This window comes from Microbacterium sp. Beta, from assembly GCF_005502545.1.
GTDB lineage: Bacteria > Actinomycetota > Actinomycetes > Actinomycetales > Microbacteriaceae > Microbacterium > Microbacterium oxydans.
Genome location: NZ_SCOG01000026.1, coordinates 26,211 through 48,040, shown reverse-complemented (window position 1 = coordinate 48,040; position 21,830 = coordinate 26,211). Strand labels below are relative to the sequence as shown.

The following is a 21,830-nucleotide window of genomic DNA, read 5'->3' as shown; positions in this document are numbered from 1 at the left end:
GTGCCGGGGCGGGTGCTGCTGCGGCGGGTCCCGCGGCTGCGGTCGTCGTCGGTGCGCAGGTCGCCAAGGGAGCCGCCGAAGCCGGGCCGAGGGCCGGCAAGGCGGTCGCGGGCCAGGCGGAGACCGCCGCGAGCGGCGCCGAGGGGCAAGCCGGTGGTGGGGGCGCGGCGCCGTCGAAGACGCCCCCGCCGCCCTCCGCGCCCCAGCCGCGCACGCCCGCACCGTCCAAGCCGGCGCCGCCGCGCACCGGGAAGGAGTGACGCATGTCCACGAGGGAACGGAAGGCGCCCGGGAGCGAGCTGACCCCGGTGAAGTTCTCCCGTCTCACCCGGCGGGGTGTGCTGCTGGGCCTGTCGGTCTCCCAGCTCGTGGCCGCAGGCATCGGCGGGCTGACGCTGCTGGCGGCGTTCTATGCCGGCGCGGGGATGGTACTGGCCTACACCGCCCCGATCTGGGTGCTGGCCGCGGTGCTGACCTGGATGCCCATCGCCGGGCGGCCGATGGTCGAATGGCTCCCCGTCGTGTGCTGGTGGCTGTGGCGCTCCACCGGCGGGCAACTGCTGTATCGGCGGCGGATCGTCAGACCCCGCCCGGCAGGCAATCTCGCGCTGCCCGGCGACATGGCCCGGCTACGGGAGCATCTGGACCCCGAAACCGGGGCGTGCATGATCCACGACCCCCGCCAGCGCAGGCTCACCGTGGTCTGCGAGGTCACCCATCCCGCGTTCGTGCTGCTCGATCCCGGCGAGCAGGAACGCCGGGTCACCTCCTGGGGGCGGGTGCTCGCCACGGTGTGCCGGTCGGGGCGGATCGCGACGCTGCAAGTGCTCGAACGCACCCTGCCGGACTCCGGGACCGGGCTGGCCGAATGGTGGGCCGAGCACGGCACCGCCGACGAATCCTGGGCCGCGACCACCTACGCCGAACTGATCGAGCGGGCCGGTCCCGCCGGGGAACGGCACGCCACCACGATCAGCCTAAGCCTGGACATGAAGACCAGCGCCCGGCAGATCAGGACCGCCGGCGGCGGCATCCGCGGCGCCGCCGCGGTGCTCCGCCAGGAGATGGCGACCCTGACCGCCGCGCTCCGGTCGGCGGACCTGACCCCGGTCGGGTGGCTCGGCCCCGGCCAGGTCGCGGTGATCCTGCGCTCGGCCTACGACCCGGCCGTGGCCGCGACGCTGGAACGGCACGGACGGCTCGGCCAAGACCTCGCCACCGCCGGCCCTGTGGCTGTCACCGAGAGCTGGGGCACCCTGCGCACCGACTCCGCTTGGCATGCCGTCCTGTGGGTATCGGAGTGGCCGCGGTCGATGGTCTATCCGGGGTTCCTCGCCCCGGTGCTGCTGTCCACCGGCATCCAACGGTCGGTGTCGCTGATCTACACCCCGATGCGCTCCGACCAGGCCGCCCGCGACATCCGCAAGAAGAAAGTCGAACACATCTCAGACGCCGCCCAGCGCGCCCGGATGGGACAGATCGAGGACGCCGCCCAGACCGCCGAGTACCAGGACGTGCTGCAACAGGAAGCCGACCTGACCGCCGGACACGGGGTGCTCCGCGTCTCCGGCCTCATCAGCGTCTCCGCGCCCACCCTCGACGAGCTGGAAGCCGCAACCGCGGCGGTCGAGCAGGCCGCGATCCAAGCCTCCTGCGAGACCCGCCGGCTCGTCGGCCAGCAAGCGGCGGCGTTCACCGCGGCAGCGCTGCCGCTGTGCCGGACGGTGTGACCTGCGGGCTCACCTGGCCGGCATCGAGAGACCCTGCACGGATGGAGGCCCGTGATGCCCACGTTCACCGATCCCGCCCGCGACGCCCATGAGGCGTACGAGGCGTTGCGCGGGCTCGCGCACGCCACCCGCACGATCGAGGATCCGTCCGATACCTACGCGGTGATCGGTGACCTGCTGGGTGGGATGCGCTCGCTCCGGCAAGTCCTGGATCAGCTCGCCGCCGTCCATCTGAACCATCAGCACCAGGTCATCGACGAAGCCCGCGACTTGGCCGGCGGCGCGGTGGAGGCGCAGTCGGCGGCCGACGAGCTGCACCAGACCGGCACGCTCATCGACCAGGCCCACGACCGCCTCAACGCCGCAATGACCCACTCCGGCCGGATCGTCTGGAACCCCCACGGGCCGCTGACGGAACGGTGGGTCGGGATCGTGTTCCTGCACGGTGAGGAAGCCGACCGGGTGCTCGATCTCATCGACCGCGAGGGGCCGGAGGCGGGGATCGAGCATTTGTCCGGATGGGACTACGGGACCGAGACCACTGACGCCGCCTTGGACAACGGCGACCTACACGACAGCGCCCCGGTCTACGCCGGGGACCGTCAGGCCGAGACCGGCGACTACGCGATGACCTACAACCCGCAGGCCGGGCACGTCGCCCTCTACCGGCGACACCTGATCCGCCCCGAAGACGCCATCGACCCGCCCGCCGAAACGTCCGCGTTGGTTCGGCGTTCGCCGACCGCGACCCGCGAGACCACACAGCGTAGCGGCGGCCGCGACAAGTCGTGGTTCGGGCATCCCGGTGTCGCGTCGGTCAAGCAGAGCCGGGGGCTGTCGCTGTGAGCCGCGACGAGAAGCTGCACACCGCTGTCCTCGTCGCGCCCGCCTCCGAGCGGCGGCGGGCGCGCAAGCAGCGACGACACGCCGCCGCCCGGCTGGTCGCGGAGCAGCGCCAGGCCGAGAAGGCGACAGCGCGAGCCCGGATGGAGGCTGAGCGCGCGGAACGTCGCGCCACGGTCTACCTGCCGCCGGCGGGTGAGCCCGGCCCGGCACAGCTCCGCACACCGGGACGGTTCCGACTGCCGAGGCATCAGGACACCAGCGCCGTACTCGCCGGCCACTACCCGTTCCTCGCCGAAGCCGGGCTCGGGCCGCAGGGAATGTTCATCGGCCAGGACCTCTACAGCGGGTCGTCGTTCGTGTACGACCCGTGGGTGCTGTACCAGCGGGGCATCATCACTGCCCCGAACCTGATCCTGGCCGGGATCGTCGGCTCCGGGAAATCGTCGCTCGCCAAGAGCCTCTACACCCGCAGCCTGCCCTTCGGCTACCGCGTCTACGTTCCCGGCGACCCCAAAGGAGAGCACAGCGGCGTCGCCGAAGCCGTAGGCGGCAAGGCGATCATCCTCGGGCACGGGATGGGCAACCGCCTCAACCCGCTCGATGAGGGCTACCGACCCGCCGGGCTCAGCGACCAGGAATGGGCTATCACCCTCGCCGCGCGGCGCCGTGATCTGCTCGGCGCGCTCACCGAGACCGTGCTGGACCGCCCGCTCGCGCCACTGGAACACACCGCGATCGACACCGCCCTGGCCGGGGCGGTGCGCAACGCCGACGTGCCGATCCTGCCGATGGTGGTCGAGCGGCTGCTGCGCCCCGACCCCGCCGACGACCCAGACGGGCGGCTCACCGAAGACGGCCGCCAAGTCGGGCACGCGCTCCGAAGGCTCGTCGCCGGTGACCTGGCTGGCCTGTTCGATGGACCGAGCACCGTCCGGTTCGATCCGTCGCTGCCGATGGTCAGCCTGGACCTGTCCCGCGTCACCGAGAACAGCACCCTCATCAGCGTCCTGATGACCTGCTCATCGGCATGGATGGAAGCCGCGCTGCTGGACCCGAACGGCGGACGCCGATGGGTCATCTACGACGAGGCCTGGCGGCTCATGTCACATCCGGCGCTGCTGCGGCGGATGGACGCCCACTGGCGGCTCGCCCGCCACTACGGGCTGGCGAACCTGCTCGTGTTCCACAAGCTCACCGACCTGGAGAACGTCGGCGACCTGGGCTCGGCGAACCGTGCGCTGGCGAACAGCCTGCTGGCGAACGCCGAGACCCGGATCGTCTACCGGCAAGAGACCGACCAGCTCGGCCCCACCGCCGCCGCCCTCGGGCTCACCGGCACCGAGCAACGTCTCCTGCCGGGACTCGGCACCGGGCAAGGGCTCTGGCGGATCAAGGACAGGTCGTTCGTCGTGCAGCACCAGCTCCATCCCGCCGAGCTGGCCGCGTTCGACACCACCGCCCGCATGACCGGGAACGTCTAGAAGTTCGCATGAACATTGACGGTTCTGGCGGGAACTTCAATGTCCAGGAGGTCTCTGGGCTGGGTGGGGGTGGATGTTTGCGGAACATCCCGGCGCTCGGTAGCCGGGTTGGCGCTCGGGGCGCCCCGAGGGGTGTGGTTCTACGGCTGGGTCGGGACGGGTGTCTGCTGATAGAGGGCGAGTCGCCAGGTGCCGTCCTGTCGGGTGTAGACGCTGGACATGAGGGCGACGAACGCGGGCTCGTCCTCGTCGCGGTAGGCGCGGCCGGTGTAGACGAGGATCGCGTGATCTTCGCTGAGGGCGATGAGTTGCTCGTCAGTGATGTCGTAGGTCCGCCACGGGGGCGCTTCGTTCAGGGAGTCGATGACGGCCTTCCGGTCGAAGACCTGGCCGTGGGCGAGGATCATGACGCCGTCGCTGGACATGATCTGCCCGTAGAAGTCCGCGCCGGTGCTGTCACAGAGGGACTTCCATCCCTGGTGTTCGAGGTCGAGCAGCTCGTCGAGCACGGTGTGTCTCCTTCGATCGCCGGGGCTTCAAGCCTACGAGGTGAGGTCGAGGTGTTCGCGGGTGTCGAGGTAGCGGTTGGTGCTCCCGGTTGGTTCCCCGGACGTTCACGAATCCTGACCTGAGCCGCGCCGCTTTCACGCAGGAGGACTCTGGCTCACCTCGCGGCCATGAGGAAGCCCGAGCCCGAATCTGTTCCCGTATCCATTCCGCTCATCGTGCTCGACGTGCATGAGGACGGGACCGTAGCGGTCACGGTCGACGGGAATCCGCTGGTCCCGGACCCGGCCACGGGGTCGTGGCGGCGTTCCTCGTTCGGACAGATCATCGACCGCGCCACCAACGAGCGGACGATCCCGTCGCGGGTCGAGGTCCGCGAGGCGGACGGAACGACCTTCACCGACATCATCGCGCCCCAACGCCGCCGACCCTCCCGCCCACCACCCGCACCAGAGTCAGCGTCGGATTCGCTGCCGGTGTTCCACACCGTCACCGGTGACGGGTTCGTTCCTGGCGAGGACGTCGCGGTCGCCGTCGTCACCGGGCACACCGACGCCTCCGGCACCGGCACCGCCCGCGCCCTGATCGACCCTGCCCGACTCGGGCCGGATGCTCCGGGCGGGGTCGTGGAGGTGCTGCTGGTCGGTCGCATCTCCGGCACCACGATCATCCGGCGGCTGCCATGAACAGTCAGGGCCGGCAGACCGGCTCGTTCGGAGACGAGCTGACCAACGCCGCGATGATCGGGCTGGTCGGCCTGTTCGGCGCCGCTCTCGTGCTACGCGGTGCCGGATCGGTCGCGGCTTGGTTCACCGGCGCCGGTCAGCCCGCCGGCGGTCCCGCGTCCGGGATCGGTGTGCTGTTCGATCCTGGCGATCCGGCCGCTGCCCTGGACGCGCCCGGCCTGAGCCCGGTCGTCTACTGGCTCGTCACGAGCGTCCTGCTCGCCGTGCTCGTCACCGGCGCCGTGTGGGTCTGGTCGCGGCTGCGGCGGCACACGCACCGGGTCGAGCAAGACCCGCGACGCATGGCAGGCATCGCCACCCGGCATGAGGTCATCACCGCCGCGTCCGAGAAGGCGCTGCTGCGCCGCGCAGGGAACCTGCGCCCCGGCCTGGATGATCCCCGGCCACGAGATGTCGGCTACCGTCTCGGCGTCTCCAAGGGCGCGAGCGTGTGGGCGTCGGTCGAGGACTCGATCATGGTCATCGGCCCGCCCCGCTCCGGTAAAGGCCTGCATCTGGTGATCCCGGCGATCCTCGACGCGCCCGGGGCCGTCGTGGTGACCTCGACCCGTCCCGACAACCTGACCGCGACCATGCGCGCCCGCCGCCGGGTCGGGCCGGTCGCGATCTTCGACCCGCAACACCTCGCCGAGGGCCTGCCGGCCGGGATGCGGTGGTCACCGATCCGAGGCTGCGATTCCCCGCAGACCGCGATGATCCGCGCCACCGGGCTCGCCGCCGGCACCGGCCTCGCCTCGGGCGGCGTCGATGGCGGCGGGTTCTGGGAAGGCAAGACCCGGGCCGCGCTGCAATCGCTCCTGCACGCCGCCGCGATCGACCACCGGCCACCGGCTGAGCTGTTCCGCTGGACCCTCGACCCGACCGCGGCCGCCGACGCGGTGGCGATTTTGACCGGCTCCACCCAGGCGGCGACCGGATGGGCCGAGTCGCTGGAAGCGATGATCGACTCCGACCCCCGCACCCGAGACTCCATCTGGCAAGGCGTGTCCCTCGCCCTCGGATCGCTCGCCGACCCCAGAGTGCTCGACGCCGTCTCACCCGGTCCCGGTGAGGGCTTCGACCCCGAGCACTTCATCCAGAACCGCGGCACCCTGTTCCTCCTGGCAACCGGCTCCGGTGCAGGAGCCAGCGCCGCCCTCGTCGCCGCTCTGGTGGAAGACCTGATCGAGACCGCCCGCCGCCTCGCTGCGCGCTCACCCGGCGCGCGGCTCGATCCGCCGATGCTGCTGGCACTGGACGAGATAGCCAACCTCAGCCCGTTGCCGTCGCTGCCGACCCTCATGGCCGAAGGCGGCGGCTCGGGCATCACGACGATGCCGGTGCTCCAGTCGCTTGCGCAGGCGAGGGATAAGTGGAACGAGCACCAGGCCGGCGCGATCTGGGACGCCTCGATCGTCAAGGTGATCCTCGGCGGCGCGTCCAACAGCCGCGATCTGCAAGACCTGAGCGCACTGGTCGGGGAACGCGACGAGTACACCGACAGCGTGACCCTCGGCGACCACGGCACCCGCTCCAACCAGCGCTCCGTCCGCCGCATCCCGATCTTCCCGCCCGACCGCATCCGCCGAATCCCGTTCGGCACCGGGATCGTGCTGCTGCGCTCCGCGCCCCCGATCGTCACGGACCTGCACCCGTGGCCCAAGCGACCCGATGCCGCCCAGCTCACCGCCGACCGTGCGGAGATCGAGGCGCTGCTGCGCCGCACCGACGCCTGAACGTGCAGACGCGTCGTGGCCCACCTGCTTGCCACAGCGAGCCCCGGCATGACCGGGTGCGTGAGCAGACAGGAGCAGAGCATGTCCGACACCCCGCACGAGGACCCCGCCCTGGACGAGGTTCCCGACCCGGACCTGGACGACACCGACGACGGCTTCGAGGACCCGCTGGTCGCCGAGCCGCCTCACCCGGTCAACTGGAACCTGCTCAACGCCGACGACGCCGAGGTCGAGTGGCTGGAACTGAACCGGTGGGTGGACTGGCTCCGGCACACCTACGGCCTGCCCGCCGCCGTGATCCCGCCGGCTTGGTACGCCCACCCCGAGCTGCTGTGGGAGCTGTCCGCGCTGCACCTGCACTGGCTGTGCGCCTACGACCCCGAGCAAGAAGGCTCCGCCCCGCTCGGCTGGCACCGCGACTTCGCCGACGCCCGCCAACGTCTCCGCGAATGGGTCGCAGCGTCGGGCACCAAGCTCGACCACGACCGCCCCACCCGGCAGACCGTCTGGCCCGGCGAGGACCCCGCCGACCCGATCGAGGACATCCCGATCATCGACCGCGACGCCGAGTTCGTGGAGTTCGTCATGGCCGACGTCCAAGACCGCCGCGACGCCGAGGACGCCTTCTACCGCGACCTCGACCCCGACACCGACACCGGAGAAGTGTCGTGAGCGACAACGGAACGCTCCTGGTGTCTCCGCTGATGCACAGCCGGGAAGTCGCCACGTACTTGAAGGTGTCGGAGTCCACGCTGTCGCGGTGGCGCTCAGCCGGCACCGGGCCGCCGTTCCTACGGCTCGGCGGGATCGCCCGCTACCGGCTCGATGCCGTGGACCGCTGGCTGGACGAGCTGGAACACGACCATGCCGCGGAGAGCTGAGCCGCAGCCGACCGCTGAGCCCAAGCCGGTCCCGCCGATCGGGGTGAAGGTCTCCACGGACATGGAACGCCGCTCCTACGGCATCCGCGCCCGCGCCCGATGGACCGACCCGAACACCAAGCGCCGCGTGATCCGCTCGGAGATCGTGCGGGACGAAGCGGCCGCCCACGCCTTCTTCGACCAGCTCCGCAACTCCTCGACCAAGGGCATGGACGTGTCCATGACGCTGCTGGAGTTCGTCACCTCCATCGGAGACAGGTGGGCACGCGGCCTGGACCCGACCTCCACCGGCGAGACCTACGGGTACGGGCTGAAGCTGCGGGTGCTGCCCGCGCTCGGGCACCTGCCGGTCACCCAGATCACCGCGGGCATCATCGACCGCACCATCGATGAGTGGGAGAAGCGGCACGGGGCGTCCACGATCAAGAACACCATCGCTCCGCTGGTGCGGGTGCTGGACGAGGCGGTGCGCGATGGGCTGCTGACCATCAATCCGGCGAAGAACCGGGCCAAGCGGAGCCTGAACCGCAACGCCTTCCGCGGACAGTCCGCCGAACACGCCTCCCCGCGGGCGCACGCGATCCCGGACATGAAGACCCTCAACCGACTCGCCACGGCGTGCGGGAAAGTGCATCAGTCCTACAGCGACTTCGTGATGCTCGCGGCGCTGCTCGCGGCCCGTTCCTCGGAGGTGTCCGGGTTGCAGGTCGGGGACGTGGACTTCGGCAAGAACCTCGTCGTGATCCGCCGGCAGGTCTTCCCCGGCAAGGGCGGCCTGGTCACCAAGCCGACCAAGAGCCGCAAAGAGCGCCGCGTGCCGATCCTGGAACCTCTCCGGCCCGTGCTGGAACGCCTTGCCGACGGCAAGCAGCCGGAGGACTCGTTGCTGGTCGGCCCGAAGGGCGGCTACCTCACCACCGCGACCGTCCGCGACGCCACCAACTGGGACGGCATCGTCGCCAAGCTCGGCCTGCCCGACCTCACCCGCCACGGGCTGCGGCACACCGGGGCGACCTGGATGGCCGACGCCGGCATCCCGCTGCACGTACTCCAGGACATCCTCGGGCACGCCTCGATGGAGACCACTCGCGGCTATCTACACCCCGACGACCGCCACCTCGCGTCGGCGGCCGAGCAGGCCAACGCCTTCCTCTCCGCCGCCGGACAGCGCAGGCAGGCCCGCCGCGGCAGCCCCGCGGCCAGGACTCTGTGATGCGCTCCGCAGCCAGCGGGAGTGGTCCCGGAAGCGCTCTGGTCCCCTTTTGGTCCCCTTATCCACAGGAAGCCGGTCCGCGGCACCCTGCGCGTCCACAGGCGGTCGTCCCGCACCATGCCGGGGGGACCAGAGGGGGACCAAAGAAAACCACCCCCGGACATGATGAAGCCCAGGCGAGAAACCTACTCTCACCTGGGCTTTTACGTCGGGCTGACAGGATTTGAACCTGCGACCCCCTGACCCCCAGTCAGGTGCGCTACCAAGCTGCGCCACAGCCCGTGGCATCGATTTTCAGTTGTTTTGGGCCGCCCGGGAGGGGTAAACCCCTTAACCCCCAGTCAGGTGCGCTACCAAGCTGCGCCACATCCCGTTGTTCTGCGCTCTCGCGCAGGCAACTCCCCTATCTTAGCCGTATCCGCACCCCCTCCGCGAACCGAGGCGTTGCGAGTGTCGGATGCCCCGCGTAGCGTCGCGTCATGGCGACGATCACGACCGAGCTGGCGACGACGGCACGCTGGGATGATGTCCAGCACGCGCTCACGGGTGGCGGGGACGGCGCCAGTTGCCAGTGCATCTGGCCCGTGCTGAGCAACAAGGACTGGAGCGCGACCACGACGCCGCAGCGCACCGAGATGTTCCGCACCGAGATCGACGAGGGGCCGCCTCCGGGGATCGTCGCCTACGTCGACGGCGAGGCTGCCGGTTGGATCCGCATCGGCCCCCGCACGCGCCAAGCCAGGGTTCCTCGCACGCGCATCATCGCTGCGGCGAGCACCGAGCCGTTCGATGACGAGTCGGTCTGGGCGGTGACGTGCTTCGTCGTGCGCCGAGAGCACCGTGGCGGCGGGCTCAACCTTGAGCTCTTGCGCGCGGCCGTGGAGTACGCCCGAGAATCCGGGGCGCGCCTCATCGAGGGGTATCCCGTCGATACCCGCGGCGAGAAGCAGCGCTCCAACGACCTCTTCCACGGCACGCTCGGGACGTTCCTCGCAGCCTGCTTCATGGAACGGGCCGAGCTCAAGCCGGGCCGCACGCTCGTGGCACTCTCCTTCGATGACGACGGATGATCGCAACCGATGAGAAGCCGCTAGCGTGAAGTCATGAGCAACGAGACTCCGACCATCGACGATCCCGAGCTCGGCACGTTCACGCGTGCACGCTCGGAGCTCACCGATGGGACGGTGCTGACACACGATTGGTTCGTCGGCACGATCTCGGTCCACGGCACCGACCTCGAGTTGATGATGGAAGGCACGGCCCCTGATGAGGTCGAACCTCTGCTCCCCCGACTGCGCGACACGGTGAAGCGACTCGACATCGTGCGACGCATCGCCACGGATGCCGTCGTCACGAAGTTCAGCGCCGGCGAACCGGGAAGTCTCGAGCTCGACGAGGCCAGCACAGACCTCGCCGTTGAGGCCATCGAAGCGGCCGCCGACGGCACGGTCGTTCTCCATCTGACCGACGGCTGCGGCGAGCACTTCCCCGAGGGATACTGGCCGGCTGTGCATCTCGGTGTCGACGACAGCGTCGTCGAGGTCACCGTCGAATCGTGAACAGCAGCGCCATGCGGGACGGGTCGCAGGTGCCGTCAGCGCCGCGACACGACGACGAACTCCAGCGGCGCCGCGTGCTCTTCGCCTCGGCGTTCCTCCCCTACGCCGTCGTGTCTCTCCTCCACATCATCCTGCTGGCGGTCGACAGCCCGCTCGCCGCGCCCACCAAGCTGCTCCTGATGCCGCTGCTGGCTGTTCCGGTCGTGGTCTCTGCGCGACGCCTCGTTCCGCCCTCCGCGCTGATCCTGCTGCTTGCTGCCGTGTTCTTCTCCTGGCTCGGCGACGGAGCCGGAACATTCTTCCCCGGCGGCCCCGAACTGCCCCTGATGCTGCTGTTCTTCGGCATCGCCCACGTGGCCTACATCCTGCTCTTCGCACGTCACCTGTCGACCCGGCGCATGCCCTGGTGGGCTCTCGTGTACGCCGGCTGGTGGGTCGCCATGATCGCCGTGCTCGGTCCGCACACCGGTGGCCTTCTCGTCGCCGTCGCTCTCTACGGACTGGTGCTCGCGGGGACCGCCGCCTTCTCCGCGCGCTGCCATCCCGTCATCGCCGTCGGAGGGTCGTTCTTCCTCGCGAGCGACACGATCCTCGCTTTCCGACTCTTCCTCCCCGATTCACTGCCGCCCTGGAGCAGCCCCGCCGTGATGCTCACCTACACGATCGGGCAGGGACTGATCGTGTCCGGCGCTCTCGTGGCACTGAGGAAGAGGAGTTCCTGATGGATGCCGCACGCATCGACAGCTGGCTCTGGGCGATCCGTGTCTACAAGACGCGCTCGGCGGCGACGACGGCATGCCGCGCGGGGCATGTACGCGTGAACGGAGACAGGGTGAAGGCCGCGCAGCAGATCCGGGTCGGCGACGAGGTCCGCATCAGGATCGCCGGGTTCGATCGAATCCTCTTCGTCCGCCAGCTGCTCGTGAAGCGTGTCGGCGCTCCCGTCGCCGCTCTCGCCTACGACGACCGGACGCCCGAACGAGAGCCTCAGGCAGCACTGGGCGTACGCGACCGCGGAGCGGGGCGACCGACCAAACGCGAACGACGCGACATCGATCGGTTGCGCGGCCGCAACGACGATCTCCCGAGCTGATATCTCGGCATGCATCGCGGCCGCACCTTCTCGCTTTCGAAGCTTTGTTCTAAACTGAGTGCATGGCGAACGATAAGAAACCCGACCTCGACCTCGATCTCGAGGAACGTCGTCGAGTTCTCGACGCCTGGGTCGCGACCCGTCGCCGCATCGCCGCACTCGAAGCCGAGGCAGCCGAGCTGCTCACGGAGCAGATCGCCATCCACGATGCCGATGTCGCCTCGAGCCCGTTCCACCGCGAGGCGATCTACCGGTCGATGGTCGCGGAGTTCTCGGCCGCCGGCCGCCTGCCGAAGGGGTCCATGGAGTTCGCCTTCGCAGACGCCCAGGCCCTGGTCGGCCATCTCCCCGCGACCCGCGCTTCGTTCTCGCGCGGCACTGTCAGCGCTGGACACGTTCGCGAGATCGCCAGGGCCAGCGCCATCGTGGCCGAGGCCATCCGCAACCGCAAGATCGATCCGGCAGTCATGGAGCTGTTCGAGACGGCGGTGCTGGTGGTCGCCGAGCAGGACACCGCGGCGCGCACCAAGGCGCACGCTCGACAGGTCGTCGCCGCCCTCGTCGGCGAGACGCTCGTCGACAGACACCGACGTGCGGCCGAGGAACGGTGCGTGACGGTGAAGTCGCTCGACGACGGGCTCGCGCTGCTCACCGCCGTGCTGCCCGAGTGGATAGCCACCGCCATCGCCGACCGACTGAATCAGATGGCACGAGCGGTCGTACGCGCCCGGGATGACAGAGATGTCGTTCCTCCGCCCTGGTGGTTCGACGACGGGCGTGAGGGCATCAGCCCCGAGGACATCCCCCTCGACGATCCGGTGTTCGACATCCTCGATGACCGTGTGATCCGTGGCATCGACGTGAGCACGTTCACGGCCGACCCCGACGTCGTGCGTTTCCCGGCGGACACCCGTACGTGGGCACAGACCCAGGCCGACCTCTTCGCTGATCTGCTCCTCACTGCAGACCCGAGCGCCGCCCACGGGGACGGCCTCGACGGCATCCAGGCCCGCGTGCAGGTGACGATCGCAGCCAGCACCCTCACCGGCGCTGACGATGACCCGGCGGAGCTCGACGGGCACGGAGCGCTGCACCCCGACGTCGCGCGCGAGCTCGCAGCGCGCAACACGGGCTGGAGCCGCCTGTTCCTCGACCCGTCCGGCATGGTCGTGGAGACCGACACCTATACGCCGACCGAGGGCATGCGGCGTTTCCTCCGCGCGCGCGACCGACACTGCCGGTTCCCGGGATGCCGGATGCCGGTGCACCGCTGCGAGATCGACCACAACCACGATCATGCGAAGGGCGGCACGACCGCGCTCGACAATCTCGCGCACTTCTGTCGGAATCACCACACGCTCAAGCACCCGGACATTCCGGAGGCGCATCGGTGGACCGCTCAGCAGGAGAAAGACGGCAGCGTCACCTGGCACAGCCCACTGGGCCGGGACTACGCCGATTCGCCCCCTCGAAGGGTGATATTCGTCTGACGCCGGGCTTCCGGGTCGACGGTGACCGGACCGCGACGCAGGGACTCCACGTCAGCCCTGCGCGTCGAGCAACTCGAGCAGCCATCCCGCCGAGCTGATGTGCGCGGCGCCCGCGTGATCGGCCCGTTCCCTGAGGCCGCGGTCGCTGGTGACGGCGACGACGGATTCCTCGCGCGCGACCCGACGCTCGATCTCAGCGACGATCGCGTCGTCGCCCTCAGCCTCGGCACGTACCAGGCGGACGGGTCCCGGTTCGTCGGGGATGCCTCGCGCCTGTCCCTCGACCACCAGCGAGACCTCGGGGAACCACACATCTCCCCCGAGCTCCAGCTCCTCGGCGGGAACAGCCAAGCGTTCGAGACGGCCGCGAAGTCGAGCCGCCGCTCCGGCGCGGTCCTTCCACCAGCCGTCCGGGACCGAACCGACGACGTTCGCCGCATCCACCACGATCGCAGGACGCGTCCCGAGCAGCGCCCGCAGCGCAGGCCACGACGCCCCGAACCCCGGGTGCAAAGGGCGGGCGTCGACCTCATCCACCGGCACCCATTCCAGGGCGACGCTCTCGGGGTCGCTGATCACCGGCTCGAACGGCACCTGCACGTCGGCGATGACGGTCGTGTACGACCAGATCCCGAGGTCGAGCACGCTCGTGAACCGGGCGCGCACAGCACCGTCGGGCACGCCGGCCTCTTCCTGGGCTTCGCGGACGGCTCCGTCGATCGCGCTCTCCCCCTCGTGCAGCGCCCCGCCGGGAAGCCCCCACGTCCCCCCGAAGTGGCTCCAGGAGACGCGGTGCTGCAGCAGGATCCCGCGCGCGGGATCGTAGGCGAGAAGACCGGCGGCGCCGAAGCGCCCCCAGTACTTCTCCCCCGACTCCGAGATCACCCAGGCATCGCCGGGATTCCGCGGCCCCTCGGGGCGACGCGGCTCACCGGAAGCAGGAGGTACGACAGTCACACCCTCAGCCTTTCACAGCATCGGGGCGACGGCACCACGGCGCGACATGCGCCGGAACAGATCAGCGCTGACGCTTCTCGCGCACGCGCATGTTGATCACGATCGGCGTGCCCTCGAACGAGTAGAGCTCGCGCAGACGCCGCTGGATGAACCGGCGGTACCCGGGGTCGAGGAAACCGGTCGTGAACAGCACGAACGTCGGCGGGCGCGTCGATGCCTGCGTACCGAACAGGATGCGCGGCTGCTTGCCTCCACGCAGCGGGTGCGGGTGCTCCGCCACGAGTTCCGCGAGGAACGCGTTGAACTTGCCCGTCGGAATACGACGGTCCCAGTTCTCCAGCGCGGTCTCCAAGGCGGGAACGAGCTTGTCGAGGTGACGCCCGGTCTTCGCGGAGATGTTCACGCGCGGGGCCCAGGCGACGTGTGCGAGGTCCTGCTCGATCTCGCGCTCGAGGTAGCGACGACGATCGGCGTTCTCGAGGTCGTCGTCGTTGAGGCGGTCCCACTTGTTGAACGCGAGGACCAGTGCACGACCCGACTCCAGCACCAGGTCGATGATGCGCACGTCCTGCTCGCTGATCGACTCGGAGACGTCGAGCACGACGACAGCGACCTCCGCCTTCTCCAGCGCAGCGGAGGTGCGCAGCGACGCGTAGAAGTCCGCGCCCTGCGCCATGTGCACGCGACGACGGATGCCGGCGGTGTCGACCAGACGCCACATCTTGCCGCCCAGCTCCACGACCTCGTCGACCGGATCGCGCGTGGTGCCGGCGAGATCGTTGACGACCACCCGCTCCTCGCCGGCCGCCTTGTTCAGCAGCGACGACTTGCCGACATTCGGGCGACCGAGGATGGCGACCCGGCGGGGTCCGCCGATCTCCTGCTTGGCGACCGCCGAGACCTCGGGAAGCTTCTTCATCACGGCGTCGAGCAGATCGGCGACACCGCGTCCGTGGATGGCGGACACCGGGTGCGGTTCGCCGAGACCGAGGCTCCACAGAGCTGCGGTCTCCGGCTCCTGCCGGGCGTCATCGATCTTGTTGGCGACCAGGAACACGGGCTTGCCGCTCTTGCGCAGCAGCTTCACCACGTGCTCATCGGTGGAGGTCGCACCCACCATGGCGTCGACGACGAACAGCACCAGGTCGGCGAGGTCTATCGCCACCTCCGCCTGCATCGCGACAGAGCGGTCGATGCCGCGGGCGTCCGGCTCCCACCCGCCCGTGTCGACGAGCGAGAAGCGACGATCTCCCCACTCCGCCTTGTACGTCACGCGGTCGCGGGTCACACCGGGGGTGTCCTCCACGACGGCCTCACGGCGACCGAGGATGCGGTTCACGAGCGCGGACTTGCCCACGTTCGGCCGTCCGACGATCGCCACCACGGGAAGTGCGGGACTGTAGTGGATGCCGTCCTCGCCGAGCGTGATGCCCGCGAGGAGCTCCGCGTCCTCGTCGTCCAGCTCGTAGTCGGAGAGGCCGGCGCGGAGGGTCTCCGCACGCTGCTCGGCGAGATGCTCGTCGAGCTGGTCCATCTTCTCGGCGAGCTGGTCGGGGCCGCCTTCGTATTCGTCGTCAGCCACGGGGTGCTCCTTGGATTCGTTCGATCACCGTGAGGACGGCGTCGATGGTCTGGGGGAAATCGAGCTCCGTCGAATCGACGACCTCGACGCCTTCTGCAGCGTTCAGGAAGTCGACGACGGCACTGTCTGAGGCATCGCGCTTGTGCAATGCCGCGGCGACAGCAGCCGCATTCTCGCCGGCGAGTTCACCGGCACGTCGCGCAGCCCGCACTTCGGGGGCTGCGGTGAGAAGGATCCGTACAGGGGCGTCCGGTGCCACCACGGTCGTGATGTCACGTCCCTCCACCACGACGGCGGGGTACGACGACTCGGCTACCAGCCGGCGGAAGAGCTCGTTGACCTGTGCTCGCACCTCGGGCACGCGCGCCACGCCGCTCACCGCTCCGGAGACTCGCGGGTCGCGGATGGCCTCGGTGACCTCCACGTCTCCGACGAGCACCGTGCGGTCGTCGGGGTCGAGACCCAGCCGCACGGGGAAGTCCTGCGCGGCAGCAATGACCGCTGCCGAGTCGTCCGTGTCGGCCCCGCGGTCGAGCACGTACCAGGCGAGCGCACGGTAGGCGGACCCGGTGTCGAGGTACCCGAAGCCGAGCCTGCGCGCCACAGCCTTGGAAACGCTGGACTTGCCGGAGCCGGCGGGGCCGTCGATCGCGATGAACTTGTGTGCGTCGGTCACGTGCGCCTCCGCGGCGGAGAATGAGATGTCAGTCATTGGTGCTCCCCGCGATACGCCAGCCGCGTTCCTGGAGCCCGGTGATCGCGCCGTGCAGAGCCGCCGGGTCGACGCTGATCTCGGCGAGGCCAAACTGCGCTCCCGGCGAGTGCTCGAGGCGCAGGTCCTCGACGTTGACTCCGAGTTCACCCAGCTCGCCGAAGAGCCGCCCGAGCTGTCCGGCGGTGTCGTCGATCATGACGACGAGGGTGTCGAAGCGCTGGTTCTGTCCATGCTTGCCGGGAAGACGCTCGACCCCGTCGTTGCCCTGGCGGATGGTCTCGGCTACCGTGCGGCGGGCGCCGGGGGCGGCCGGATCGCGCAGGGCGTCGGAGATCTCACCGAGGTCGGAAGCGAGGGCATCGAGGATCTCGACCACCGGTTCGGCGTTCGCCCCGAGGATCTGCACCCAGAGTTCCGGTGCCGACGCAGCGATGCGCGTCGTGTCGCGGACGCCCTGGCCCGCGAGACGGAGCGCCCCTTCCTCGGCCTCTGCGAGGCGACCGGCGAGCAGACTCGCCACCACCTGCGGCACATGCGAGATCAGCGCGACAGAACGGTCGTGCTCCTCCGGGGTCATCTCGAGCGGCGTCGCTCCCACATCGAGGGCGAGGGCCTCGACGAGCGCGAGATCGGAAGCTCTCGTCTCCGCGTCTCGGCACACGACCCAGGGGCGACCGATGAAAAGATCAGCGCGGGCGGAGATCGCCCCACCGCGCTCACGGCCGGCGAGGGGATGCGAGCCGATGTAGCGGGTGAGGTCCGCGCCGCGCGTCTGAAGAGTGCGGAACGGCTCGAGCTTCACACTGGCGACATCGGTGACCACCGCCTGCGGGAACCGCTCGAGCTCGGCCTGGATCACGTCTGCCGTGACATCGGGCGGAACGGCGACCACCACGAGAGAGGGGGCGTCGTCCTCCGCCGCGATCCGGCCGGCGCCGTAGTCGACCGCGAGGCGCAGTTGGGCCGGCGAGGCGTCGGACAGCACCACGTCGACGCCCTTCGCACGGAGGGCATGACCGATGCTCGCGCCGAGGAGGCCCGCGCCGACGATGCGGACGGTCCCGGAGAGACGCGGCGCGACGAAGCCCGCTCTCCGCACCGCGGGCGCACTCGTCGTATCGGTCATTCGCTCTCCTGCTCGCCTGGCGCCTCGGCGACACCGGAATCACGGCGCGACATGGTCAAAAGCGCGCCGAGTTCGATTTTACTCAGTTCCCGCGTCTTTCCGGCCGGGAGGGTTCCCAGGTGGAGCGGACCGAACTGTCGGCGGACCAGTTCCGTGACCGGGTGGCCGACGGCCGCGAGCATCCGACGGACGATGCGGTTGCGACCGGAGTGCAGTGTCAACTCCACCAGGCTCGACCCTCGTGAGGTGTCCAGAAGCCGCGCCTTGTCGGCGGCGATCGGTCCGTCCTCCAGTTCGATGCCCTTGGTGAGCTTCGAGATCGTCTGTGGCAGCACCGTTCCCTCGACCTTCGCGATGTACACCTTGGTCACGCCGAACGACGGGTGCGCCAGCACATGAGCGAGCGCGCCGTCGTTGGTCAGGATGAGCAGACCGCTCGTCTCGGCATCCAGCCGTCCGACGTTGTACAGCCGCTCCTCGTAGTCGGCGGTGAACCGGCGCAGATCGGGGCGGCCATTCTCGTCCTTCATGCTGCTCACGACACCGGTGGGCTTGTTGAGCATGACGTAGCGCTTCGAGACGTCGAGCTGCACGGCGGTGCCGTCAACGTCGACGAGGTCGTTCTCCGGGTCGATCCGTCTCCCGAGTTCGGAGACCACGATGCCGTTGACGCGGATGCGGCCTTCGGTGATGTACTGCTCGACCACGCGGCGTGAAGCGACTCCTGCAGCGGCGAGCACCTTCTGCAGGCGCACGCCTTCGGGTGCAGCCCCGGAATCGTTCGAGGCTGCGTTCGAGGCTGCGTTCGAGGCTGCGTTCGAGGCGTCGTGGCCGGTCATCGGATGGTCCCTTCGTCGAATCCGTCTGCACCATCGTCGAGCAGCGGGGAGATCGGGGGCAGCTCGTCGAGGGAGTTGATGCCCAGATGCTGGAGGAGCGCGTCGGTGGTTCCATAGTTGATCGCACCGGTCTCGGAGTCTGCGAACAATTCGGTGATCAGTCCGCGAGCGACGAGCGTGCGGACGACGGAGTCCACGTTCACCGCGCGGATGGAGGCGACCTGGCTGCGCGTGACCGGCTGCTTGTAGGCGATGACGGCCAGGGTCTCCAGGGCGGCCTGCGAGAGACGTGCAGGAGCCTGACCGCCGATGAATGCCGCCACCACGTCGTCGAGCTCTTCCCTGACGTAGAGACGCCACCCGCCGCCGACCTCCCGAAGCTCGAAGCCGCGTCGCGGCCCCTTCCCGCGCCCGTCGTAGTCCTCGACCAGCATCTCCAGGGTCTGGCGCACGGCCGGGACCGGCGAGCCGACCGCGGCGGCCAGGGCGACGAGACCGATCGGCTCATCCACGATGAAGAGGATCGCCTCGATCCGCTCGGTCAGAGGAATCTCCTCAGCACCGGCCAGGTCGGCGTTCGTCTCGTCCGTCACGTCATCGGTCATAGTCGGCCCCCAGGGTCGCCAGCGTCTCATCCGACCAGGAGTCGGCTGCCCAGCGCAGCGTCAGCTCGCCGAGCGGTTCCAGTTGTTCGAACGACAGCGCCGCGTGCCGGTAGAGCTCCAGCACGGAGATGAACCGTGCCACGACGATGCCCGGCTCGGTCACGCCGGCCACGAGTTCGCGGAAACTCACCGACTCGGTGCCGCGCAGCAGCGTCACCACGATCGCCGCCTGTTCGCGGATGCTGACCAGGGGCGCGTGCAGGTGATCGAGCCCGACGTGCGGGATCTCCTTCGGGGCGAAGGCCAGGAGGGCGAGAGCGGCGAAGTCGTCGACGCTCAAGGACCACACGAGCTCCGGCGTCTGACGTCGGTGCTTCTCCTCCAGACGGACAGCGCGCACGTGACGACGGTCTTCGCGCTGCAGACAGCGGGCGAACCAGGTCGAGACCTCCTTGAAGGCCCGATACTGCAGCAGGCGTGCGAACAACAGGTCGCGCGCCTCGAGCAGAGCCACCGCCTCGGCGTCGACCAGCTCGCCCTGAGGGAGAAGACCGGCGACCTTCATGTCGAGCAGGGTCGCGGCCACGACCAGGAACTCGGACGCCTGATCGAGGTCCTCGTCGTCGTCGAGTTGGCCGAGGTACGCGATGAACTCGTTGGTGACCGCGCTCAGCGACACCTCGGTGATGTCCATCTCGTGCTTCGAGATGAGGTTCAGCAACAGGTCGAAGGGGCCGTCGAAGTTCGACAGCGAGACCGTGAAGCCGCTGGCCTCGGCGGAGGCTCCTTCGTCTGCGCTCTCCTGGAGCGACGGGTCGACGGGTGCTTCGTCAGGCGACGGCGCCACGGGCGACCAGCTCCCGCGCCAGCCGCAGATACGCCTGAGCGGCGGCGTGCTCGGGGGCGAACTCGGTGATCGGCACGCCCGACACGGAGGCGTCAGGGAACTTCACGGTGCGACCGATCACGGTTTCCAGCACATCGTCGCCGAATGCCTCGACCACACGCTCGAGCACCTCACGGGAGTGCAACGTGCGCGGGTCGTACATCGTCGCCAGCAGGCCGTCCATCGTGATCGAAGGGTTGAGCCGGTCGCGGACCTTGTCGATCGTCTCGATCAGCAGCGCGACCCCGCGCAGGGCGAAGAACTCGCACTCGAGCGGGATGATCACGCCGTGGGCCGCCGTCAGCGCGTTCACGGTGAGGATGCCGAGCGAAGGCTGGCAGTCGATCAGGATGACGTCGTACTCCCCCGCCACCTGGCGCAGGACGCGGGCGAGGATCGTCTCTCGCGCGACCTCGTTGACGAGGTGCACCTCGGCAGCGGAGAGATCGATGTTCGCCGGCATGACATCGAGGCCCTCGACGCTCGAGTGCACGATCGCATCGTGGGCGTCGCGCTTGGTGTCCAACAGCAGGTCGTAGATCGTCGGCACGTCGTGGGTGGGGATACCGAGGCCCGCAGAGAGCGCACCCTGGGGATCGAAGTCGACCGCCAGCACCTTCCGGCCGTATTCGGCCAGCGACGCGGCGAGGTTGATCGACGTGGTCGTCTTTCCGACGCCGCCCTTCTGGTTGCACAGCGCGATGATGCGTGCAGGGCCGTGAGACTTCAGCGGCTCGGGGATCGGGAAGCCGTGATACGGGCGGCCGGTGGGTCCCATGGGGGTCTCGTCGGCCTTCTGCGCCTTCGCCCTGGACTTCGCCACTTTCTCAGCCACCCGTTCTCCTGCTCCGTCGTGCTTGGTCGATTGTACCGGCCATGCGGTTCTCCGGCCGCCTCGGCACGCGGCAGAGCGGATCGGCGCGCGGCAGAGCGATCGGGCCGGTGCGGCACCCCTCATCGGGCGCGCGGGTGCGACGTCGCGTAGATGTCGCGGAGCGCGTCGACGGAGACGTGGGTGTAGATCTGCGTCGTCGCGACCGACGAATGCCCGAGGAGCTCCTGGACCACGCGCACATCCGCCCCACCCTGCAGGAGATGCGTCGCGAACGAGTGCCGCAGGGTGTGCGGGGAGACGTCGACCGTGATCTCCGCTCTCTCGGCGGCAGCGCGGATGACGAGCCAGGCGCTCTGGCGTGAGAGCGGGGCGCCCCGAGCGCCGAGGAACAGTCGGGCAGAGGCACGTCCCTTGGCCGCCAGTCCCGGACGCACGCGCGTCAGGTACGCGTCCACGGCGGCGCGCGCGTAGGAGCCCACCGGAACGATGCGCTCCTTGGCCCCCTTCCCCCGCAGTCGCAGCACGTCGCCGTGTGCCAGGTCGTCCACGTCGAGGTCGATGGCCTCCGACACCCGGGCTCCGGTCGCATACAGGAGTTCGAGCAGCGCGCGATCGCGGATGCCGAGCGGGTCCTCGGGCGATGGCGCGGCGAGAAGGCGCTCGACCTGCTCGATGGTCAGGGCTTTGGGGAGCCGTCGCGGCGCCTTGGGCGGGCGGAGCCGGACGCTGGGGTCGTCAGCCTCGATGCCCTCGCGTGCCAGGAAACGGTGCCAGCCCCGGACCGACGACTGCAGGCGCGCGAGGCTCGTCGAGGCGGGCGGCGGCTGGGCAGATGCCCGCTCCGCGATGAACCGGTCGATCACGGCAGGGGTCACTTCAGCCGTGTCGGCGATCCCTTCTGCGACCAACCACTCCTGATAGACACCGAGGTCACGCCGGTACGCCGCGACCGTGTGGGCACTCAGGCCCCGCTCGACCGTGACATGACGCAGGTAGGCGTCCAGGGCGCGCTCGAGCTGCATCG

Annotated in this window: 23 protein-coding genes, 1 tRNA gene and 1 pseudogene; 14 read left to right on the top strand and 11 right to left on the bottom strand. The window is 69.5% G+C overall.

Features of this window, described 5'->3' with window-relative positions; genetic code table 11:
- The 4 genes and pseudogenes from FFS56_RS20715 to FFS56_RS17810 all read left to right on the top strand — a co-directional run.
- A pseudogene (locus FFS56_RS20715) lies at positions 1–260 on the top strand (conjugal transfer protein TrbL); the annotation flags it as partial.
- A 3-nt stretch (positions 261–263) separates the two neighbouring features.
- On the top strand, positions 264–1,730 hold the full coding sequence (locus tag FFS56_RS17820; RefSeq protein ID WP_137772335.1) for an SCO6880 family protein: 1,467 nt from the start codon (positions 264–266) through the stop codon (positions 1,728–1,730).
- A 54-nt stretch (positions 1,731–1,784) separates the two neighbouring features.
- Positions 1,785–2,576 (top strand): hypothetical protein, encoded by a 792-nt coding sequence (locus tag FFS56_RS17815; protein WP_137772213.1) that lies wholly within the window; start codon positions 1,785–1,787, stop codon positions 2,574–2,576.
- Positions 2,573–4,057 (top strand): ATP-binding protein, encoded by a 1,485-nt coding sequence (locus tag FFS56_RS17810; RefSeq protein WP_137772212.1) that lies wholly within the window; start codon positions 2,573–2,575, stop codon positions 4,055–4,057. The genes FFS56_RS17815 and FFS56_RS17810 overlap by 4 nt, the downstream gene beginning before the upstream one ends.
- 140 nt (positions 4,058–4,197) lie before the next feature.
- Here FFS56_RS17810 and FFS56_RS17805 read toward each other — a convergent pair whose 3' ends face one another.
- The gene (locus FFS56_RS17805; RefSeq protein WP_137772211.1) at positions 4,198–4,566 is read right to left on the bottom strand and encodes a nuclear transport factor 2 family protein; all 369 of its coding nucleotides are present in this window, start codon (positions 4,564–4,566) and stop codon (positions 4,198–4,200) included.
- Between the two features lie 168 nt (positions 4,567–4,734).
- Here FFS56_RS17805 and FFS56_RS17800 point away from each other — a divergent pair, with 168 nt between their 5' ends.
- The 5 genes from FFS56_RS17800 to FFS56_RS17780 all read left to right on the top strand — a co-directional run bounded on the left by FFS56_RS17800 (position 4,735) and on the right by FFS56_RS17780 (position 9,119).
- Positions 4,735–5,250, top strand: coding sequence for a hypothetical protein (locus FFS56_RS17800; RefSeq protein ID WP_137772210.1), 516 nt, complete (start codon positions 4,735–4,737; stop codon positions 5,248–5,250).
- Positions 5,247–7,025: a TraM recognition domain-containing protein gene (locus FFS56_RS17795; RefSeq protein WP_137772209.1), complete on the top strand. Its 1,779-nt coding sequence runs from the start codon at positions 5,247–5,249 to the stop codon at positions 7,023–7,025. Before FFS56_RS17800 ends, FFS56_RS17795 begins: the two co-directional genes overlap by 4 nt.
- Before the next feature lie 81 nt (positions 7,026–7,106).
- Positions 7,107–7,697 (top strand): hypothetical protein, encoded by a 591-nt coding sequence (locus FFS56_RS17790; protein ID WP_137772208.1) that lies wholly within the window; start codon positions 7,107–7,109, stop codon positions 7,695–7,697.
- Entirely contained in the window at positions 7,694–7,906 is a 213-nt protein-coding gene (locus FFS56_RS17785; protein WP_137772207.1) for a helix-turn-helix domain-containing protein, read from the top strand. Before FFS56_RS17790 ends, FFS56_RS17785 begins: the two co-directional genes overlap by 4 nt.
- Positions 7,890–9,119 carry a site-specific integrase gene (locus tag FFS56_RS17780; protein ID WP_137772206.1) on the top strand — a complete coding sequence of 410 codons (1,230 nt, stop codon included), beginning with the start codon at positions 7,890–7,892 and terminating at the stop codon, positions 9,117–9,119. The genes FFS56_RS17785 and FFS56_RS17780 overlap by 17 nt, the downstream gene beginning before the upstream one ends.
- A 208-nt stretch (positions 9,120–9,327) precedes the next feature.
- Here the strand turns inward: FFS56_RS17780 and FFS56_RS17775 are convergent.
- Positions 9,328–9,401 (bottom strand) — tRNA-Pro (locus FFS56_RS17775).
- Positions 9,402–9,598: 197 nt separating this feature from the next.
- Here FFS56_RS17775 and FFS56_RS17770 point away from each other — a divergent pair.
- The 5 genes from FFS56_RS17770 to FFS56_RS17750 all read left to right on the top strand — a co-directional run bounded on the left by FFS56_RS17770 (position 9,599) and on the right by FFS56_RS17750 (position 13,261).
- Complete coding sequence (locus FFS56_RS17770) at positions 9,599–10,189, top strand: GNAT family N-acetyltransferase (protein ID WP_127012021.1); 591 nt, start codon at positions 9,599–9,601, stop codon at positions 10,187–10,189.
- A gap of 33 nt (positions 10,190–10,222) precedes the next feature.
- Positions 10,223–10,678 carry a hypothetical protein gene (locus tag FFS56_RS17765; protein ID WP_127012020.1) on the top strand — a complete coding sequence of 152 codons (456 nt, stop codon included), beginning with the start codon at positions 10,223–10,225 and terminating at the stop codon, positions 10,676–10,678.
- Complete coding sequence (locus FFS56_RS17760; RefSeq protein ID WP_233437397.1) at positions 10,675–11,400, top strand: lysoplasmalogenase; 726 nt, start codon at positions 10,675–10,677, stop codon at positions 11,398–11,400. Before FFS56_RS17765 ends, FFS56_RS17760 begins: the two co-directional genes overlap by 4 nt.
- Entirely contained in the window at positions 11,400–11,771 is a 372-nt protein-coding gene (locus FFS56_RS17755; protein ID WP_171011041.1) for an RNA-binding S4 domain-containing protein, read from the top strand. The genes FFS56_RS17760 and FFS56_RS17755 overlap by 1 nt, the downstream gene beginning before the upstream one ends.
- Positions 11,772–11,833: 62 nt before the next feature.
- Positions 11,834–13,261, top strand: a complete 1,428-nt coding sequence (locus tag FFS56_RS17750) for an HNH endonuclease signature motif containing protein (protein WP_127012019.1) — start codon at positions 11,834–11,836, stop codon at positions 13,259–13,261.
- 51 nt (positions 13,262–13,312) lie between these two features.
- Here FFS56_RS17750 and FFS56_RS17745 read toward each other — a convergent pair whose 3' ends face one another.
- The 9 genes from FFS56_RS17745 to xerD form a co-directional block, all read right to left on the bottom strand.
- Positions 13,313–14,218: an NUDIX domain-containing protein gene (locus FFS56_RS17745; protein ID WP_127012018.1), complete on the bottom strand. Its 906-nt coding sequence runs from the start codon at positions 14,216–14,218 to the stop codon at positions 13,313–13,315.
- A 61-nt stretch (positions 14,219–14,279) separates the two neighbouring features.
- Positions 14,280–15,752, bottom strand: a complete 1,473-nt coding sequence (gene der / locus FFS56_RS17740) for a ribosome biogenesis GTPase Der (protein ID WP_218867908.1) — start codon at positions 15,750–15,752, stop codon at positions 14,280–14,282.
- 40 nt (positions 15,753–15,792) lie between these two features.
- A complete protein-coding gene (gene cmk, locus FFS56_RS17735; protein WP_127012017.1) occupies positions 15,793–16,512 on the bottom strand; it encodes a (d)CMP kinase in 720 nt (239 codons plus the stop codon).
- A complete protein-coding gene (locus tag FFS56_RS17730) occupies positions 16,505–17,641 on the bottom strand; it encodes a prephenate dehydrogenase (protein ID WP_127012016.1) in 1,137 nt (378 codons plus the stop codon). Before FFS56_RS17730 ends, cmk begins: the two co-directional genes overlap by 8 nt.
- Positions 17,638–18,480, bottom strand: coding sequence for a pseudouridine synthase (locus tag FFS56_RS17725; RefSeq protein ID WP_233437396.1), 843 nt, complete (start codon positions 18,478–18,480; stop codon positions 17,638–17,640). The genes FFS56_RS17730 and FFS56_RS17725 overlap by 4 nt, the downstream gene beginning before the upstream one ends.
- Entirely contained in the window at positions 18,477–19,085 is a 609-nt protein-coding gene (scpB, locus tag FFS56_RS17720; protein ID WP_046749372.1) for an SMC-Scp complex subunit ScpB, read from the bottom strand. The genes FFS56_RS17725 and scpB overlap by 4 nt, the downstream gene beginning before the upstream one ends.
- Positions 19,075–19,932, bottom strand: a complete 858-nt coding sequence (locus FFS56_RS17715; protein WP_046749373.1) for a ScpA family protein — start codon at positions 19,930–19,932, stop codon at positions 19,075–19,077. The genes scpB and FFS56_RS17715 overlap by 11 nt, the downstream gene beginning before the upstream one ends.
- The gene (locus tag FFS56_RS17710) at positions 19,916–20,749 is read right to left on the bottom strand and encodes a ParA family protein (protein ID WP_168441067.1); all 834 of its coding nucleotides are present in this window, start codon (positions 20,747–20,749) and stop codon (positions 19,916–19,918) included. Before FFS56_RS17710 ends, FFS56_RS17715 begins: the two co-directional genes overlap by 17 nt.
- A gap of 176 nt (positions 20,750–20,925) precedes the next feature.
- Complete coding sequence (gene xerD, locus FFS56_RS17705; protein WP_127012015.1) at positions 20,926–21,828, bottom strand: site-specific tyrosine recombinase XerD; 903 nt, start codon at positions 21,826–21,828, stop codon at positions 20,926–20,928.
- Positions 21,829–21,830 lie beyond the last annotated feature (2 nt).

Excerpts from the sequence above, each read along its gene's own strand:
- FFS56_RS17820 (WP_137772335.1), top strand. The coding sequence starts at position 264 with ATGTCCACGAGGGAACGGAAGGCGCCCGGGAGCGAGCTGACCCCGGTG.
- FFS56_RS17815 (WP_137772213.1), top strand. The coding sequence starts at position 1,785 with ATGCCCACGTTCACCGATCCCGCCCGCGACGCCCATGAGGCGTACGAG.
- FFS56_RS17800 (WP_137772210.1), top strand. The coding sequence starts at position 4,735 with ATGAGGAAGCCCGAGCCCGAATCTGTTCCCGTATCCATTCCGCTCATC.
- FFS56_RS17795 (WP_137772209.1), top strand. The coding sequence starts at position 5,247 with ATGAACAGTCAGGGCCGGCAGACCGGCTCGTTCGGAGACGAGCTGACC.
- FFS56_RS17790 (WP_137772208.1), top strand. The coding sequence starts at position 7,107 with ATGTCCGACACCCCGCACGAGGACCCCGCCCTGGACGAGGTTCCCGAC.
- FFS56_RS17780 (WP_137772206.1), top strand. The coding sequence starts at position 7,890 with ATGCCGCGGAGAGCTGAGCCGCAGCCGACCGCTGAGCCCAAGCCGGTC.
- FFS56_RS17770 (WP_127012021.1), top strand. The coding sequence starts at position 9,599 with ATGGCGACGATCACGACCGAGCTGGCGACGACGGCACGCTGGGATGAT.
- FFS56_RS17765 (WP_127012020.1), top strand. The coding sequence starts at position 10,223 with ATGAGCAACGAGACTCCGACCATCGACGATCCCGAGCTCGGCACGTTC.
- FFS56_RS17755 (WP_171011041.1), top strand. The coding sequence starts at position 11,400 with ATGGATGCCGCACGCATCGACAGCTGGCTCTGGGCGATCCGTGTCTAC.
- FFS56_RS17750 (WP_127012019.1), top strand. The coding sequence starts at position 11,834 with ATGGCGAACGATAAGAAACCCGACCTCGACCTCGATCTCGAGGAACGT.
- der (WP_218867908.1), bottom strand. The coding sequence starts at position 15,752 with ATGGACCAGCTCGACGAGCATCTCGCCGAGCAGCGTGCGGAGACCCTC.
- cmk (WP_127012017.1), bottom strand. The coding sequence starts at position 16,512 with ATGACTGACATCTCATTCTCCGCCGCGGAGGCGCACGTGACCGACGCA.
- FFS56_RS17730 (WP_127012016.1), bottom strand. The coding sequence starts at position 17,641 with ATGACCGATACGACGAGTGCGCCCGCGGTGCGGAGAGCGGGCTTCGTC.
- FFS56_RS17725 (WP_233437396.1), bottom strand. The coding sequence starts at position 18,480 with ATGACCGGCCACGACGCCTCGAACGCAGCCTCGAACGCAGCCTCGAAC.
- scpB (WP_046749372.1), bottom strand. The coding sequence starts at position 19,085 with ATGACCGATGACGTGACGGACGAGACGAACGCCGACCTGGCCGGTGCT.
- FFS56_RS17710 (WP_168441067.1), bottom strand. The coding sequence starts at position 20,749 with ATGGGACCCACCGGCCGCCCGTATCACGGCTTCCCGATCCCCGAGCCG.
- xerD (WP_127012015.1), bottom strand. The coding sequence starts at position 21,828 with ATGCAGCTCGAGCGCGCCCTGGACGCCTACCTGCGTCATGTCACGGTC.